Source organism: Microvirga sp. GCM10011540, from assembly GCF_042650665.1.
GTDB classification, from domain to species: domain Bacteria; phylum Pseudomonadota; class Alphaproteobacteria; order Rhizobiales; family Beijerinckiaceae; genus Microvirga; species Microvirga lenta.
This window is the reverse complement of the sequence record NZ_JBHSBQ010000017.1, coordinates 33,225-48,485: the sequence shown is the minus strand read 5'-3', so window position 1 is coordinate 48,485 and position 15,261 is coordinate 33,225. Positions and strand designations below refer to the sequence as shown.

Here is a 15,261-nt window from a genome sequence, read left to right as displayed (position 1 = left end):
GGGTCATTGACGCGCCCGCAACTTTGGATCAGATTCCCATAGATCGTAAGGAGACTCTCCGGACGGTCCATGGGGAGTCTTCCCGTTCACGCGTGGAACTTGAATTTATGAGCTCACCCAACCGCTCGACCCATATCCGGCTTACGTCCCACCCGGAGCCTTCAGCCGCCACAAGCCGCCATCCGATCAAGTGGGGAGCCGAAAATCCGAGGGAGCGCGGCCCCATCATCGGGTCGGTGACCAATCCCGCAGACCGCAACGTGATCGGGGCCCATGGCGGCTCCTATTCGCTCTACAGGGCCCTTGCGATCTCCGCACGCGCCCTCAATCCCGTGGCGCGGCCCGATCTGCACAACACCCACCCCACCACGGAGATCGGCCCCCATCCGCAATGGTTCGAGCCCGGCAAGATCGTCTCCCTGGATCCCTGGGGGCACATGGTCGGGCAGGTCTTCAAGGCCGAGATTGCGGGAGGCGTCGACATCCGCCCCACCATCGCGGTCACCAAGGCGCGCCTCAACATGCCGGAGATCCTCTCCGCCATGGGCTCCAGCCGCCTGAAGGCCGACGGTGGCGTCCTGCATGAATCGGGCGACATCTCCGTCACGAAGGTGGCGGTCGATCCGGTCTGGTACCTGCCCGGCATCGCGGCTCGGTTCGGCTGCTCCGAGGGCGAGCTGCGGCGCACCCTGTTCGAGCAGACGGGCGGCATGTTCCCGGAGCTCGTCACACGCCCGGACATGAGCGTCTTCCTGCCGCCGATCGGCAACACCACCGTCTACATCATCGGCGACGTGGCGGGCCTGAGCGATCCGAAGCGCAGGACCGCCTGCCGCGTGCACGACGAGTGCAACGGGTCGGACGTGTTCGGCTCCGACATCTGCACCTGCCGTCCCTATCTGGTCCACGGCATCGAGGAATGCGTGCGCGAGGCCCAGTCCGGCGGCGTCGGTGTCATCGCCTATAACCGCAAGGAAGGGCGGGCGCTCGGCGAGGTCACGAAGTTCCTCGTCTACAATGCCCGCAAGCGGCAGGAGGGTGGCGATTCCGCAACCACCTATTTCGAGCGTACCGAGTGCGTGGCCGGGGTGCAGGACGCGCGCTTCCAGCAGCTCATGCCCGACGTGCTGCACTGGCTCGGCATCCGCCGCATCGACCGGCTCATGTCCATGTCGAACATGAAGTACGACGCCATCACGGGTTCCGGAATCGAGGTGGTGGAGCGTGTCCCCATCCCGCCCGAGCTGGTGCCTCCGGATGCGCAGGTGGAGCTGGAGGCGAAGAAGGCGGCCGGCTACTACACTCCCGACGGCGCGCCCGATGCCTCGGAACTAGACAAGGTGAAGGGCCGCGACCTCGAGCGCTTCTAGCTCTTAACCTTCTCTTCAAACGGCTCCGTGCGAGAGTGCTGCGGAGCCTCACTCTATGCTAACGCTTCTCCTTCGGAAGCATCGGGGCCTTGCGTGACGGATCAGCCTAACATTTCCTCGGAAACACAAGCCGCCCGCAGCCTGTTGTCCGCCGCGGCCGTTCGCGACAGGTCTCACCAGATTCTCCGGCATGGCCTCGACGGCCGCCTCCGGCATTTCAACGTTCATCTCGACCGGCTCGACTCTTGCGCCGACGAGGTCGTCGCCACGATCCGTGAGGCCTATCCCGCCCTCGAGATCCCCTTCCATGCCCGCTGGCGCCACTTCTCCGCGGGAGGTCACGACCGGTGGGACGCGGTGATGCACGGGGCCCCCTGGCCCGACGCCGCCGCCATGGCCCGTTCCGCCTTCGACCTCGCCATCGTCTCGGTGCTGCTCGATGCCGGTGCCGGCGCGCAGTGGCGTTACGAAGAAGGGCGTACGGGCGAAACCTATATCCGGTCGGAAGGCCTGGCCGTCGCGAGCTTCGACATGTTCATCGGCGGCGCCTTTTCCAGCCGGCCCGAGGATCCTTTCCGCGTCGATGCGGATGTTCTGCTCACTCTTGCGCCGGACGACCTGGCATCCGGATTTCAGGTGACGCAGGACAATCCCCTGATCGGAGTCGAGGGCCGGGCCTCCCTGCTCAACCGCCTCGGCCGGGTCGTCGCGACCAATCCGGACATCTTCGGCCAGCATGACGATCCGCGTCCGGGCGGCCTCTTCGACGTGATCGCGGAGACCGCCGAGGGCGACACGATTCGGGCGACCTCCATTCTGGATGCCCTTCTCGACCATCTCGGCCCGATCTGGCCCGGCCGCATCACCCTCGGCGGCGTGGACCTCGGCGACACCTGGCGCCACCCGCTGGTCGAGGCGCCCGACGTGACCAAAGGCCTGGTGCCTTTCCACAAGCTGTCCCAGTGGCTGGCCTACTCGCTGATCGAGCCCCTGGAATGGGCGGGCTACACGGTCGTGGAGGTCGATGGCCTCACCGGCCTGCCCGAATATCGCAACGGCGGCCTCTTCCTCGATTCAGGCGTGCTGGCCTTGAAGGATCCGGCGGATGCCGAGCGCTCCCACACCGTCGATTCGACGCTCGTCGTCGAGTGGCGGGCCTTGACGGTTGCCCTTCTCGACCGCATTGCCGATCCGATCAGGTCCAGGCTGGGCTTCAAGGCGGAAGATTTTCCGCTCGCGAAGGTGCTCGAAGGCGGCACCTGGGCGACCGGGCGCAGACTGGCCAGGGAGCGGCGCCAGGACGGCTCGCCGCCCCTCACGATCATCAGCGACGGAACGGTGTTTTAGATGAACCAGCACACGAGCTTCAAAGAGGGAAAGAGCATGCAGGGCGTGACCGTGGTCGATCATCCGCTGGTTCAGCACAAGCTGACGCTGATGCGGGACAAGGAGCGTTCCACGAAGGGATTCCGCCAGCTCCTCAACGAGATCGGCATGCTCCTCTGCTATGAGGTGACCCGCGACCTTCCCATGGAGCGGATCGAGATCGAAACGCCGATGACCACGATGGAAGGGGCGCAGATCGCCGGCAAGAAGCTGGTCTTCGCGCCGATCCTGCGGGCCGGCGTCGGCTTTCTCGACGGAATGCTGACCCTGGTCCCCGCCGCGCGCGTCGCCCATATCGGCCTCTACCGCGACCCGGATTCGCTGCAGGCGGTGGAGTACTATTTCAAGGCGCCCTCCGATCTCGCCGACCGCATGGTGCTCGTGCTCGATCCCATGCTCGCCACGGCGAACTCCGCCGTGGCCGCCATCGACCGGCTCAAGGAGCGCGGAGCGAAGGATCTGCGTTTCGTGTGCCTGCTCGCAGCCCCCGAAGGCATCGAGAAGCTGCGCGGCGCTCACCCCGACGTCCATATCTGGACGGCCGCCGTCGACAGCCATCTCAACGATCACGGCTACATCGTTCCGGGCCTCGGCGACGCCGGCGACCGGATGTATGGAACGCGCTGAACGCCTGTTCTGTTAAGCCCTCTCTGAAAACCAGGGGATTGCCGGCCTTGCGCTTCATCGTCGCCGATTGGGGAACCACCCGCTTCCGCGGATATCTCATCGAGAACGAGACCATTCTCGACGAGGTCTCCTCCGACGAGGGAGTGTCCGCCCTGAAGGCGGGAGAGCATCGCGGCGTCTTCCTGCGGCAATGCGGACGCTGGCTCGAAGCAGAGCCAGCGGCGCCGGTTCTCCTCGTGGGAATGGTCGGAAGCCGCGAAGGCTGGGTGATGGCGCCCTATGCCACCTGCCCCGCAGGCCCGGCCGAGATCGCCGGGGCGATGATTCCCGTGGATCTGGACGGCGGGCGCAAGGCCCATATCGTGCCCGGCCTCTTCTGCGAACCGGCGCCCGGCGCCTCCGACGTCATGCGCGGAGAGGAAACGCTGGTGCTCGGCTCCGGCGTGGAGGACGGGATCGTCTGCTCGCCCGGCACCCATCCGAAGTGGATCGAGATGCGGGCAGGACGCGTCCAGCGCTTCGCCACCTACATGACCGGCGAGATGTACGCCCTGCTCCGCGAGCATTCCATGATCGGGCGGCCCGCAACGGAGCCCGGCGACCCGAAGGGGTTCGATCTGGGCTTGGATGCGGCGGCCCGCAACAGCGGCGAGACGGGCGACCGGCGGGTCGGCCTCCTTCACCTGCTCTTCGGCGCCCGCGCGGCCGTGGTGTCCGGGCGCATGGAAACCAATCTGCTGGGCCCCTACCTCTCGGGCCTCCTCACGGGGGACGAGATCAACAGCGCCCTGTTCCAGTTCGACAAGCCTGCCTCCGTGACGATCCTGGCCGATGCCCCGCGGGCCGATCTCTATGTCCGCGCTCTCGCGCGCCATGGCATCGCGGCGCAGATCCGCGCTCCGAAGCAGGCTCTCATCGCAGGCCTTGCGCGAATCGTGCGCCACCATGCGCAGGCCGCAGCATAGACCCGCCCCTTCGTTCCCCTCGCCGAGATTTCACCGATGCACCACCCCCTTCTCGCCTCCTCGACGGAAAGTTCGCTGCCGATTTGGCTCGTGAGCGAAGCAACGTGGCCTCAGCTGGCAACCGATCTCCCGGCCGCTGCTCAGAACTTCGCGAAGGCTCAAGGGTTCGAGGCGAAGGCAGGCAGCCATTGCCTGCTGCCGGATGCGGATGGAGGCCTGCTGGGCGCCGTCTTCGGCCTCGATGGGGAAGGTGCCAAGCACCCCAACCCCTTCCTCGTCGGCAAGCTGCCCGCTCTGCTTCCGGACGGCGTCTACCGCTTCGAGACCGCGACACCCGACCCCGCCCTTGCCGCTCTGGCGTGGCTGCTCGGCTCCTACTCGTTCAATCGCTATCGCAAGCGCCCGGCCAAATCGGCTCGCCTGGTCGTGCCGAGCGGGGTCGATGCGGACGAGGTGTCCCGCATCGCCGATGCCGTTGCCATGGGCCGGGACCTCGTGAACACGCCGACCAGCGATCTCGGCCCCGACGGGATCGAGGCCGCCGCCCGGAAGCTCGCGGACAAGCACGGCGCGGCCTTCAGCAGCATCGTCGGCGACGATCTGCTCAAGCAGAACTTCCCGATGATTCACGCGGTCGGCCGCGCCTCGGCCACGCCGCCGCGCCTCATCGACTTCACCTGGGGGCGGGAGGATGCGCCGCGCATCACGCTCGTCGGCAAGGGCGTGGCTTTCGACACCGGCGGCCTCGACATCAAGCCGTCCTCGTCCATGCTCCTCATGAGGAAGGACATGGGCGGCGCGGCCGCCACGCTCGCGCTGGCCGCCATGATCATGGGCTCCGACCTTCCGGTCCGTCTGCGCGTGCTCATCCCTGCCGTCGAGAACTCGATCTCCAGCAACGCCTTCCGTCCCGGCGACATCCTGCAGAGCCGCAAGGGCATCACGGTCGAGATCGGCAACACGGATGCCGAGGGACGCCTCATCCTGGCCGACGCCCTGGCGCTCGCGGACGAGGAGAGCCCCGAGCTGGTCGTGGATTTCGCGACCCTCACGGGCGCGGCGCGCGTTGCCCTGGGCCCTGAGCTTCCGCCCTTCTTCACGGACGACGATGCGCTGGCGGCGGAGATCGCCGAGTGCGGCATGGCCGTGAACGATCCGGTCTGGCGGCTTCCCCTCTGGGCGCCGTATCAGAGCCAGCTGGACTCGAAATTCGCCGACATGAACAACACCGGCGGCCCCCTGGCCGGTTCGATCACCGCCGCCCTGTTCCTCCGCCGCTTCGTGAGCGCGGCGAAGGCCTATGTCCATTTCGACATCTTCGCCTGGAACAGCTCCGCCAAGCCCGCCCGCCCCGAAGGAGGCGAGGTGCAGGCGGCGCGGCTGATCTATGCCCTGCTCAAGCAGCGATACGGTTCCTAAAGCATAGTTCCGAAGAGCGGTTGCACCGCCTGCTCCAGGGCCAATAATGCGGGCCCGAAACGAGCGGTGCAGCCATGCCTGTCGAGTTGCGTGCTTTCCAATCCCTCAAGCTCTGGCACGACGTGCATCTCGACCTGGTGCATCAGGGCGAGGACCTGTCCGCGCGCCAGATGGCCATTCTGCTGACCATCTACCTGGAGACGCCGCCGCACACGGTACGCGGGCTCGCCAAGAAGCTCGGCGTGACCAAGCCCGTCATCACGCGCGCGCTCGACACCATGGGCAAGCTCGACCTGGTTTCCCGCCGCCGGGATGAGACGGATCGGCGCAATGTCATCATTCAGCGCACGGTGGCTGGCGCGTTGGCGGTGGAGCGGTTAGGAGACATTATCACTGCCCGCGCCAAGGAGCTGCCCCTATGACCTTCGACCGCCGCATCACGCCCTTCCGTCCGGACCTGGCCGACGAGAAGCTGCGCGGGCAGGTGGAAGCGGAGCGTTTCGCCACCGGCACCCCCATGCGCGTTGCCGTCCCCTACGCATCCCTGCACCGGCACCCGTCGCGGGAGGCTCCCGTCGATACGCAGGCGATCATGGGAGAAGGCGTGACCGTCTACGACGAGCACGAGGGCTGGTCCTGGGTCCAGCTCCACGACGACGGCTATGTGGGCTACCTGCCGAGCGAGGCCTTGGGCGAGCCGGGTCCCGCGCCGACCCACCGGGTCGGCGCCATCCGCACCTTCGTGTATCCCGGCCCCAATCTGAAGCTGCCCGACCTGGGCTGCCTGACCCTCAATTCGAAGCTGGCGATCACGGAATTTCAGGGCGACTACGCCCGCCTCGCCACCGGCGGCTGGGTCTTTGCCGCGCACCTGTCCGACCTCGACAGCCACGAGAGCGACTACGTCGCCGTGGCCGAACGCTTCCTCCATTCGCCTTACCTTTGGGGAGGCAAGACGAGCACCGGCCTCGACTGCTCCGGCCTCACCCAGACCGTGCTGACGGCTGCGGGCATCAAGGCGCCCCGGGACAGCGACATGCAGGAAGAGCAGCTCGGAACGGAGGTCGAGGTGCGTCCCGACCTCGGCGGCCTCAAACGCGGCGACCTCGTGTTCTGGAAGGGGCATGTGGGCCTGATGCTGGACGAGAGCCGGCTGATCCATGCGACCGGTCACAGCATGACGGTCTCTATCGAGCCCTTGGCCGTGGCCGAGGAACGCATCCGGAAAACCAGCTACGGCCCGATCAGCGCGATCAAACGGCTCGGCTAATAACCGCGCGTGCGGTCCACCACGTTCTGGAACGGCTGCCCCGCCTCGTGGCGGCGGATCTGGTCGGCGATGTAGCGCGCGGTCATCTCGGGATCGCTCACCGCCGAATTATGCGGCGTGACCGTGACGCGCGGATGCGTCCAGAGCGGAGAATCCTGCGGCAGGGGCTCCACCTCGAACACGTCGAGGGTTGCGGCCTTCAGCGTCCCGTCGTCGAGGCAGGCGACGATGTCCGCCTCCACCTGGGAGCCGCCCCGCCCGGCATTGATCAGGATCGGTCCGCCGAGACGCCCGTCGCGGGCAAGCTTCTCGAACAGGCTGCGATTGAGGATGCCGCGCGTCTCGGGAGTGAGGGGGAGCAGGCTCACCAGGATGTCCGTGCGGGCGAGGAATGCGCGGAGGCCATCCTCTCCCGAATAGACCTCGAAGCCCTCGACCGATTTCGGGCTGCGACTCCAGCCGGCCACATCGAAGCCCATGACCTTGAGCTTTCTCGCCGCGTCCTGGCCCAGGACGCCGAAGCCCATCACGCCGACGCGCACATCGCCCGCAATCGGCGGAGCCCGTTCCCCGTCCCAGCGCCTGGCGCGCTGATCGGCATCGTAGCGGCGCTGGTCGCGCAGATGGATGAGGCAGTGCATCACCACGTATTCGCTCATGCGATGGGTGAGATCGTCCTGGGAGACGCGCACGATGGGCACGTCAGGCAGATCGGGATAGCCCATCAGATGATCGACGCCGGCCCCGAGCGAGAAGATCGCCTCCAGCGCGGGCAGCCCCGAGAGGCTGCCGGGCTTGGGACCCCAGGTCGCCACATAGCGCACGCTGCTTCTGTCGAGATCCTCGCCGAGCACCACGATCTCGCGCCCGGGCAGATGCGCCCTGAAGCGTTCCACCCATGGCTCCGGCTGCCAGGTGAGAGCAACGAGCAAGGTCACGCGGAAGCTCCTATCCGTTCGAGGACGATGGCGCCGGGCTCGACCGCTCCGTCGCCGACGCCAACGCCGTAGGCGGCGCGAAGATGGCGTGCGGCGGCTTCGGCGGCCTCTTCGCTGCGGGCATGGACGATGCCGAGCGGGCGCTCCCGGTCGACCGTCTCTCCGATCCCGGCGAGATCGGTCAGGCCGACCGCATGATCGACGGGATCCTGCGGCCGGGTCCGTCCTCCGCCGAGCGCCACGACGGCAACGCCGACGTCGCGGGTCGCGATCGTCTGCACGGTGCCCGGCCGCTCCGCATGGACCGGGCGGATGACGGGAGCGGCCTTGAGATGCTGGCCGGGGTGATCGAGAAGGTCGGCAGGCCCGCCGAGCGCAACGACCATGCGCTGGAAAATCTCAGCCGCCTTGCCCGACGAGATGGCGTCCTCGATCCTGGCGCGGGCGTCCGCGATGCCCGAGGCGAGCCTGCCCAGAACGAGCATTTCCGCGCACAGCTCCACGTTCACCTCGTGGAAGCGGGGCTCGCGGCGGCGGCCCGTGAGGTAATCGGCGATGTACCGGACCTCGACGGCATTTCCGGCGGCCGATGCCAGGGGTTCGTTCATGTCGGTCAGCAGCGCGCTCGTGGGCAGTCCGGCGCCGTTCGCGACGAGAACGAGGCTCTCCGCCAGGGCGCGTGCGTCGGCGGCATTGTCCATGAAGGCGCCGGAGCCGAACTTCACGTCCATGACGAGGCCCTGCAGGCCGGCGGCGAGCTTCTTGGACAGGATGGAGGCGGTGATGAGATCGATGGATTCCACGGTCGCCGTCACGTCGCGGATCGAGTACAGGCGCTTGTCGGCCGGTGCGAGATCGGCCGTCTGCCCGATGATGGCGCAGCCGATCTCGGCGGTGACGCGCCGGAACGTTTCGATGTCGGGCTGCGACACGTAGCCGGGAATGGAATCGAGCTTGTCGAGCGTTCCGCCGGTATGGCCCAAGCCTCGGCCCGAGATCATCGGCACATAGCCGCCGCACGCGGCCACGGCGGGAGCGAGCGCGAGGCTGATCGTGTCGCCCACGCCGCCCGTGGAGTGCTTGTCGAGCACCGGCCCGGGCAGGTTCCACTTCAGCACTTCCCCCGATTGCGTCATGGCCTGGGTCAGCGCCACGCGCTCCGGAATCGAAAGGCCGCGGAAGAACACCGCCATTGCAAAGGATGCCGCCTGCCCCTCGGAGACGCGGCCCGACGTGAGGCCTTCGATGAAGCTGTGGATGTCCTCGGCTGCGAGCACGCCGCCGTCGCGCTTGCGGCGGATGATTTCCTGCGGGAGGTGGGTCATGTCAGTAGGTTCCGACGGCTGCCGTGCTGGCCCGTCCCTCGATGGCGGCGATGAGCGCATCATAGACGCTGCTGGCGCCGATGCGGAATGTCTGCGGCTTGGCCCAGCCCGGCCCCATGATGCGGTCGGCAAGGTCGAGATAGATCTTGGCGTCGGCGAGCGTGCGGATGCCGCCCGAGGGCTTCAGCCCGACAGGGCGCCCGGACGCCTTGATGACGTTCAGCATGATCTCGGCGGCTTCGGGCGTGGCCGAGACGGGCGTCTTTCCCGTCGAGGTCTTGATGAAGTCCGCCCCGGCATCGACCGCGAGGCGGCTCGCCTTCTCGATCAGGGCCGGCTCCTTCAACTCACCGGTTTCCAGGATGACCTTGAGCAGGCGGCCCTGATCGGTCATCTCACGCACGGCCTCAATCATCTCGGCCGCAATCGCAGGATTGCCGCGGCGCAGGGCATCGTAGGGCAGCACGAGGTCGATCTCGTTCGCGCCGTCGGCCAGCGCTTCCTGCACGTCGTCCGTGACGCGTCCCACATCCTCGCCGCCGCCGGGGAAGTTCACGACTGTCGCGATGCGAACGGACGAGCCGCGCAGCGTCTCCCGCGCACGGACGACGAATTGCGGCCAGACGCAGACCGCAGCCACAGGCCCGCGCGGATCGAGAGCCTTGGCGCAGAGAGCGTCGATGGCCTGATCGGTGCAGTTGTCCGTCAGGTCCGTGAGATCCAGGCAGCGCAGGGCGCGCTCGGCCGTTTCGGCGTCAGTCATGGGGGAGCTCCGCAACGAATGCACGAATGAGACGCTTGAACTTGTCCGAGGCCTCGGCCGCCGTGTCCTTGGTCTCCTGATGCGAGGGCGAGGCTCCCTCGATTCCGGCCGCCAGGTTGGTGACGACGGACACCGCCGCGACCCGGAGGCCGTAATAGCGCGCGAGGATCACTTCCGGCACCGTGGACATGCCGACGAGATCGCCGCCCAGGATCTGAACCATCCTGATTTCGGCGGGCGTCTCGAAGCTCGGGCCGGAGAGCCAAGCATAGACGCCCTCGGGCAGTTCGAGGCCGATCTTTCCGGCTGCTTTCTGCAGCGTCCGGCGCAGGTCTTCGTCATAGGCGCCCGTGAGGGAGACGAAGCGCCCCTCCGTGTGATCGCGCAGCAGCGGGTTGCTGCCCGAGAGATTGAGATGATCGCCGATCGCCACGAGGCTGCCCGGGCGTATCTCCGGGCGGACGGAGCCGGCGGCATTGGTCAGGACAAGGGTGGAAACACCGAGTTCCTTGACGAAGGCGACCGGCACCCGCATGGCGCCCGCATCGCCCGTCTCGTAGTAATGCGCCCGTCCCTGGAATAGGAGAACCCTTTTGCCTTCCAGGGTGCCGGCCACGAGGCGGCCCGCATGGCCCGACACGCCGCTCCTGGGAAAGTGCGGAATCTCCGCGTAAGGCAGGCTCACCGGGTCGCTGAGCTCATCGACCAGAGGGCCGAGCCCGGTGCCGAGCACGAAGGCGGCGTCGAAGCGGCCGTCGAAGCCGCGGGCGCGCGCGAATTCGGCCGCCTCCTGAACGTTCTGCTGCATCACAAATCTCTTATCGAGCACCTAAATTGTCGGGTCCGAACGAGAAGGGCAACAGCTCATCGAGCGTGAAGCTCTTCCGGATTCCTTCCGGCCCGGCGATGTGGATCGGCGTATCGGGCATCGCGAATTCGCGGATGCGCTGGCGGCAGCCGCCGCAGGGCGTGACCAGATTCTCGCCCTCGCCCATCACGACGATCTGCGCGATACGGCTCCCGCCGGCCGCGATCATCGCCGAAATGGCGCCTGCCTCCGCGCAGCTCCCGACCGGATAGGCCGCGTTCTCCACGTTGCAGCCGGTAAAGACCTTGCCATCGGGCGTCGCGATGGCGGCCCCGACCTTGAAGCGGGAATAGGGGGCATAGGCCTTGGCCTGAATCGCCTTCGCGGCTTCGAAAAGCACATCGATCGAGGGCATGTCAGCGCTCCTTCACATAGGGAATGCCGGACGCGCGAGGCGGAATGGCGGTTCCGATGACGCCTGCGAGCAGGATGACGGTCATGAGATACGGCAAGGCCTGGATGGCCTGCACCGGCACCTCGCCGATGCCGGGGAGCGCGATGCCCTGGAGGCGGATGGCGACCGCGTCCAGAAGGCCGAACAGGAAGCAGGCTCCGAGCGCCGGCCACGCGCGCCACTTGGCGAAGATCAGCGCCGCAAGCGCAATGAACCCCTTGCCCGCCGTCATGTTGGGCAGGAAGCCCGCCGATTGGCCGACGGACAGATAGGCTCCCGCGAAGCCGCACAGGACACCGCCGATGACGACCGCGGCATAGCGCAGACCCGTGACCGAGATGCCCGCCGTATCGACGGCGGCCGGGTTCTCGCCGACCGCCCGCAGGCGCAGCCCGAAGCGCGTGCGCCCCAGCACGAACCAGGTCAGCGGCACGGCGAGGAGCACGATGTAGACCAGCGCCGAATGCCCGAGGATCACGTCCCCGAAGCGCTGCTCGCCCTCGAGCGGCGGCGTCCGTCCGCCCTGTCCGTACCAGGCATTGCCGACGATGGCCGTCAGTCCTGCGGCGAGCATGTTGATGGCGACGCCGGAGACGATCTGATTGCCGCGCTGGCTGATGGAGGCGAAGCCATGGATCAGGGCGAAGACGATGGAGGCTCCGATGCCGGCGAAAAGGCCGATCCAGGCCGAGCCGAACGCATAGGATGCGGCGGCGGCCGCGAAGGCCGCGACCAGCATCTTGCCCTCGAGGCCGATATCGACCACCCCCGAGCGCTCGGACCAGAGGCCCGCCAGGCACGCGGCCAGAAGAGGAATGGACAGCCGCAGGGACGAGTCGAAGATGGTGACGATGGTGCCGAGATCCATGGCTTCAGGCCCTCGCCAACCGCGACCGCGTCATGGCCTGGGCCACGAGGCGTCGGAACAGCCCGTCCAGGGCTCCCGCAAAAAGAATGATGATGCCGCCGATGACCACCACCATGTCGCGGGTGATGGCAGGCTGCTCGAAGGCGAGTTCCGCGCCGCCCTGATAGAGGATGCCGAACAGCAGCGAAGCCAGAATGATGCCCACCGGGTGCGCACGTCCCATCAGGGCCACCGCGATTCCCACGAATCCGTAACCCGCCGTGAACTCGAGCAGCAGGCGATGCTGGTAGCCCATCAGTTCGTTGACCGCGAGGCCTCCGGCGAGGGCGCCCGAGATCACCATGGCGATGATGATGATGCGTGCGGGAGAGATGCCTGCATAGACCGCCGCCGTCGGGTTCGCGCCGACCACGCGGATCGCATAGCCAAGACGCGAGCGGTAGATGAGGAGCCACACGCCGTAGGCGGCGGCCAGCGCCAGGAACAGGGTGAGGTTGAGCTGGGACGGCGGCACCTGGATGCCGAAGGCGCCCAGCGCCTCGTGCATGAACGGAATGTAGGACTGCTCGGGAAAGGCCCGCGTTTCCGGGTTCATGGATTGCGGTTCGCGCAGCACGTTCACGAGCAGATAGACGATCAGCACGCTGGCGAGCCAGTTGAACATGATCGTCGTGATGACGATGTGGCTGCCGCGCTTGGCCTGGAGATAGCCCGGGATCGCGGCCCATGCCGCGCCGAAGGCGGCTGCGCCCAAGATGCCGAGCGGGATCAGCAGGAAGCCCGGCAGGAAGGTGAGGTTGTTGAGAACGAGCGCCACCCCTAGCCCCGCCAGGGTCGCCTGACCCTCGCCGCCGATGTTGAACAGGCCCGCATGGAAGGCCACGGCCACGGCAAGCCCGACGAAGATGAAATCCGTCATGTAGAACAGGGTGAAGCCGAGCCCCTCCCCTGTGCCGAGACTTCCCTGAAGGAGCACGCGCGTCGCCGTCAGCGGGTTTTCGCCGATGCCCAGCACGACGAGACCGGCGACGAGAAAGGCCGCAACGACAGAGAGAGCAGGCACGACGACGGTGTCGGCCCATTTGGGCAGGTCGATGGGAGCGCTCACGTCAGACTATCCGGCAGGAACAGATGGCCCTGCTCATCGAGAGGAAAGGACGGATTCCAGGCCACCTCCCAAAGGTGCCCATCCGGATCGGAGAAATAGCCCGAGTAGCCGCCCCAGAACACATCCTGCAGCGGCTTGACGGGATGAGCTCCGGCCTCGACGGCGCGGGCATAGACCTGATCCGCCTCCGCCTTCGAGCGCGCGTTGTAGGCCAGCGTGACGGCGGAAAACCCGGTCGGGCGATCCTCCACGCCGGCATCCTTCGCGAGATCGGCGCGACCGAAGAGCGCGAGCGCCAGCCCGTTCGCCTGGAAGAAGACGACCTGCGGCTGGCTGATCGAGGACGCCTTCCAGCCCCAGGCCTCGTAGAAGGCACGCGATCTGGCGATGTCGGCGACGCCCAGGGTGACGAGGGAAAGGCGTGGCTGCATCACGCGGCCTCGTCGGCGACGCCGGCCATCAGGAGGCCGAGATCCTGCTCGCTGGTCTCCGAAGGCTTGCGCTCGCCGGTGATCTGGCCGCCGCACATGGTGAGGATGCGGTCGGACAGGTTCATGATCTCGTCGAGCTCGACCGAGACGAGGAGGATGCCGACGCCGGCATCCCGCAGGGCGATCAGGCGGCGGTGGATGAACTCGATGGCGCCGATATCGACGCCGCGTGTCGGCTGGCCGACCAGAAGCACCTTCGGGTTCCGCTCGATCTCGCGGGCCAGCACGATCTTCTGCTGGTTGCCGCCGGAGAATTTCGACGTCTTCAGCCGGGGCGCCGGCGGGCGGACATCGTAATGCTCCATCTTGGCGGCGAGATCCGCGACCATGCGGTCGTGGTCGAGGATCGGCCCGCGGCCGAGATGCGGCTCGTCGCTGAAGCCGAGCACCGCGCTCTCGAAAGCCGGAAAGGCCGGAACGAGCCCCATGCGCAGCCGGTCCTCCGGCACGTGGAGCAGCCCGAGCTGCCGCATGTGGTGCGGATTGTAGTCCCTGAGGCGGATGTGGCGCCCCTCGAACCGGATGGTGCCGACCGTGGGCTGCCGCATTCCGGCGAGCGCTTCGAGCAATTCGCTCTGTCCGTTGCCGGCGACGCCGGCGATACCGACGATCTCGCCCGCATGGACCTTGAAGGAGGCGCTCGCAACCCGCTGCACGCCGCGATGGTCGATGACGGAGAGGTTCTCGACTTCGAGCAGGGGCGCTCCCGGCTGGCGTTCGGACTTCTCGACCCGCAGCAGGACGCGCCGCCCGACCATGAGCTCCGCAAGCTCCGGCGGAGATGTATCCTTGGTCTCCACGGTGGCGACCATCTCGCCGCGGCGCATGACCGAGACGCGGTCGGTCACGGCCATGATCTCGCGCAGCTTGTGGGTGATGAGAATGACCGTCTTGCCCTGGCCCTTCAGGGCCTGGAGCAGTTCGAAAAGCGCATCCGCCTCCGGCGGCGTCAGCACCGCCGTCGGCTCGTCGAGGATGAGGATGTCCGCCCCGCGATAGAGAGCCTTGAGGATCTCGACGCGCTGCTGCAGGCCGACGGAGAGGTCGCCCACGATGGCATCCACGTCGATCTCGAGGCCGTAGTCCCGCGCCAGACGCGCGAGCTCGGCCCGCACCTTCGCCTCGCCCGCGCGCAGCATCGTCCCGCCTTCGGCGCCGAGCATCACGTTCTCGACCACGGTCAATGTCTCCACCAGCATGAAGTGCTGGTGGACCATGCCGATGCCCACATGAATGGCGTCGGCGGGGGAGCGGATCGCGACGGGCTTGCCGCCGACCCGGACCTCGCCGGAATCCGCTTCGTAAAACCCGTAGAGGATCGACATGAGCGTCGACTTGCCCGCGCCGTTCTCGCCGACGATGCCGTGGATCGTGCCGCGCTCGACGGTGAGATTCACGTCCTTGTTGGCATGAACCTCGCCGAAGCGCTTGTTGATGTCGGACAGTTGGATGGCGGGGGACATGAGCCT

16 protein-coding genes are annotated in these 15,261 nt (G+C 67.2%); 7 read left to right on the top strand and 9 right to left on the bottom strand.

The genetic code is table 11. The features are described from left to right. The first annotated feature begins 107 nt into the window (after positions 1 to 107). The 7 genes from ACFOYU_RS07335 (at position 108) to ACFOYU_RS07305 (ending at position 7,037) form a co-directional block, all read left to right on the top strand. On the top strand, positions 108 to 1,370 hold the full coding sequence (locus ACFOYU_RS07335) for a GTP cyclohydrolase II (RefSeq protein WP_377033050.1): 1,263 nt from the start codon (positions 108 to 110) through the stop codon (positions 1,368 to 1,370). Positions 1,371 to 1,463: 93 nt separating this feature from the next. Further along, positions 1,464 to 2,717, top strand: a complete 1,254-nt coding sequence (locus ACFOYU_RS07330; RefSeq protein WP_377033049.1) for a URC4/urg3 family protein — start codon at positions 1,464 to 1,466, stop codon at positions 2,715 to 2,717. 36 nt (positions 2,718 to 2,753) lie between these two features. Continuing rightward, complete coding sequence (upp, locus tag ACFOYU_RS07325; protein ID WP_226736816.1) at positions 2,754 to 3,383, top strand: uracil phosphoribosyltransferase; 630 nt, start codon at positions 2,754 to 2,756, stop codon at positions 3,381 to 3,383. A 47-nt stretch (positions 3,384 to 3,430) separates the two neighbouring features. Then, entirely contained in the window at positions 3,431 to 4,348 is a 918-nt protein-coding gene (locus ACFOYU_RS07320; protein WP_377033048.1) for a 2-dehydro-3-deoxygalactonokinase, read from the top strand. Positions 4,349 to 4,384: 36 nt separating this feature from the next. After that, positions 4,385 to 5,767, top strand: coding sequence for a leucyl aminopeptidase family protein (locus ACFOYU_RS07315; protein WP_377033047.1), 1,383 nt, complete (start codon positions 4,385 to 4,387; stop codon positions 5,765 to 5,767). Between the two features lie 74 nt (positions 5,768 to 5,841). Continuing rightward, positions 5,842 to 6,189, top strand: a complete 348-nt coding sequence (locus ACFOYU_RS07310) for a MarR family transcriptional regulator (protein ID WP_226736822.1) — start codon at positions 5,842 to 5,844, stop codon at positions 6,187 to 6,189. Continuing rightward, positions 6,186 to 7,037: an NlpC/P60 family protein gene (locus ACFOYU_RS07305; protein ID WP_377033046.1), complete on the top strand. Its 852-nt coding sequence runs from the start codon at positions 6,186 to 6,188 to the stop codon at positions 7,035 to 7,037. Before ACFOYU_RS07310 ends, ACFOYU_RS07305 begins: the two co-directional genes overlap by 4 nt. Here ACFOYU_RS07305 and ACFOYU_RS07300 read toward each other — a convergent pair. From ACFOYU_RS07300 to ACFOYU_RS07260, 9 genes are read right to left on the bottom strand one after another with little or no spacing between them, the layout of a single operon-like run. After that, positions 7,034 to 7,975 (bottom strand): glyoxylate/hydroxypyruvate reductase A, encoded by a 942-nt coding sequence (locus tag ACFOYU_RS07300; protein WP_226736826.1) that lies wholly within the window; start codon positions 7,973 to 7,975, stop codon positions 7,034 to 7,036. The two genes, ACFOYU_RS07305 and ACFOYU_RS07300, sit on opposite strands and share 4 nt — an antisense overlap. Next, entirely contained in the window at positions 7,972 to 9,300 is a 1,329-nt protein-coding gene (gene deoA, locus ACFOYU_RS07295) for a thymidine phosphorylase (protein ID WP_377033045.1), read from the bottom strand. Before deoA ends, ACFOYU_RS07300 begins: the two co-directional genes overlap by 4 nt. A 1-nt stretch (position 9,301) precedes the next feature. Beyond that, a complete protein-coding gene (gene deoC, locus ACFOYU_RS07290) occupies positions 9,302 to 10,063 on the bottom strand; it encodes a deoxyribose-phosphate aldolase (protein WP_377033044.1) in 762 nt (253 codons plus the stop codon). Beyond that, positions 10,056 to 10,871 carry a purine-nucleoside phosphorylase gene (locus ACFOYU_RS07285; RefSeq protein ID WP_377033043.1) on the bottom strand — a complete coding sequence of 272 codons (816 nt, stop codon included), beginning with the start codon at positions 10,869 to 10,871 and terminating at the stop codon, positions 10,056 to 10,058. The genes deoC and ACFOYU_RS07285 overlap by 8 nt, the downstream gene beginning before the upstream one ends. Before the next feature lie 10 nt (positions 10,872 to 10,881). Next, the gene (gene cdd, locus ACFOYU_RS07280) at positions 10,882 to 11,286 is read right to left on the bottom strand and encodes a cytidine deaminase (protein ID WP_377033042.1); all 405 of its coding nucleotides are present in this window, start codon (positions 11,284 to 11,286) and stop codon (positions 10,882 to 10,884) included. Between the two features lies 1 nt (position 11,287). After that, a complete protein-coding gene (locus tag ACFOYU_RS07275; protein ID WP_226736836.1) occupies positions 11,288 to 12,193 on the bottom strand; it encodes an ABC transporter permease in 906 nt (301 codons plus the stop codon). Positions 12,194 to 12,197: 4 nt separating this feature from the next. After that, the gene (locus tag ACFOYU_RS07270) at positions 12,198 to 13,301 is read right to left on the bottom strand and encodes an ABC transporter permease (RefSeq protein ID WP_226736838.1); all 1,104 of its coding nucleotides are present in this window, start codon (positions 13,299 to 13,301) and stop codon (positions 12,198 to 12,200) included. Then, on the bottom strand, positions 13,298 to 13,732 hold the full coding sequence (locus tag ACFOYU_RS07265; RefSeq protein ID WP_377033041.1) for a VOC family protein: 435 nt from the start codon (positions 13,730 to 13,732) through the stop codon (positions 13,298 to 13,300). The genes ACFOYU_RS07270 and ACFOYU_RS07265 overlap by 4 nt, the downstream gene beginning before the upstream one ends. Beyond that, on the bottom strand, positions 13,732 to 15,255 hold the full coding sequence (locus ACFOYU_RS07260; protein ID WP_226736843.1) for an ABC transporter ATP-binding protein: 1,524 nt from the start codon (positions 15,253 to 15,255) through the stop codon (positions 13,732 to 13,734). Before ACFOYU_RS07260 ends, ACFOYU_RS07265 begins: the two co-directional genes overlap by 1 nt. Positions 15,256 to 15,261: the final 6 nt, after the last annotated feature.

Excerpts from the sequence above, each read along its gene's own strand:
- ACFOYU_RS07335 (WP_377033050.1), top strand. The coding sequence starts at position 108 with ATGAGCTCACCCAACCGCTCGACCCATATCCGGCTTACGTCCCACCCG.
- cdd (WP_377033042.1), bottom strand. The coding sequence starts at position 11,286 with ATGCCCTCGATCGATGTGCTTTTCGAAGCCGCGAAGGCGATTCAGGCC.
- ACFOYU_RS07275 (WP_226736836.1), bottom strand. The coding sequence starts at position 12,193 with ATGGATCTCGGCACCATCGTCACCATCTTCGACTCGTCCCTGCGGCTG.
- ACFOYU_RS07305 (WP_377033046.1), top strand. The coding sequence starts at position 6,186 with ATGACCTTCGACCGCCGCATCACGCCCTTCCGTCCGGACCTGGCCGAC.
- upp (WP_226736816.1), top strand. The coding sequence starts at position 2,754 with ATGCAGGGCGTGACCGTGGTCGATCATCCGCTGGTTCAGCACAAGCTG.
- deoC (WP_377033044.1), bottom strand. The coding sequence starts at position 10,063 with ATGACTGACGCCGAAACGGCCGAGCGCGCCCTGCGCTGCCTGGATCTC.
- ACFOYU_RS07285 (WP_377033043.1), bottom strand. The coding sequence starts at position 10,871 with ATGCAGCAGAACGTTCAGGAGGCGGCCGAATTCGCGCGCGCCCGCGGC.
- ACFOYU_RS07315 (WP_377033047.1), top strand. The coding sequence starts at position 4,385 with ATGCACCACCCCCTTCTCGCCTCCTCGACGGAAAGTTCGCTGCCGATT.
- ACFOYU_RS07265 (WP_377033041.1), bottom strand. The coding sequence starts at position 13,732 with ATGCAGCCACGCCTTTCCCTCGTCACCCTGGGCGTCGCCGACATCGCC.
- deoA (WP_377033045.1), bottom strand. The coding sequence starts at position 9,300 with ATGACCCACCTCCCGCAGGAAATCATCCGCCGCAAGCGCGACGGCGGC.
- ACFOYU_RS07310 (WP_226736822.1), top strand. The coding sequence starts at position 5,842 with ATGCCTGTCGAGTTGCGTGCTTTCCAATCCCTCAAGCTCTGGCACGAC.
- ACFOYU_RS07260 (WP_226736843.1), bottom strand. The coding sequence starts at position 15,255 with ATGTCCCCCGCCATCCAACTGTCCGACATCAACAAGCGCTTCGGCGAG.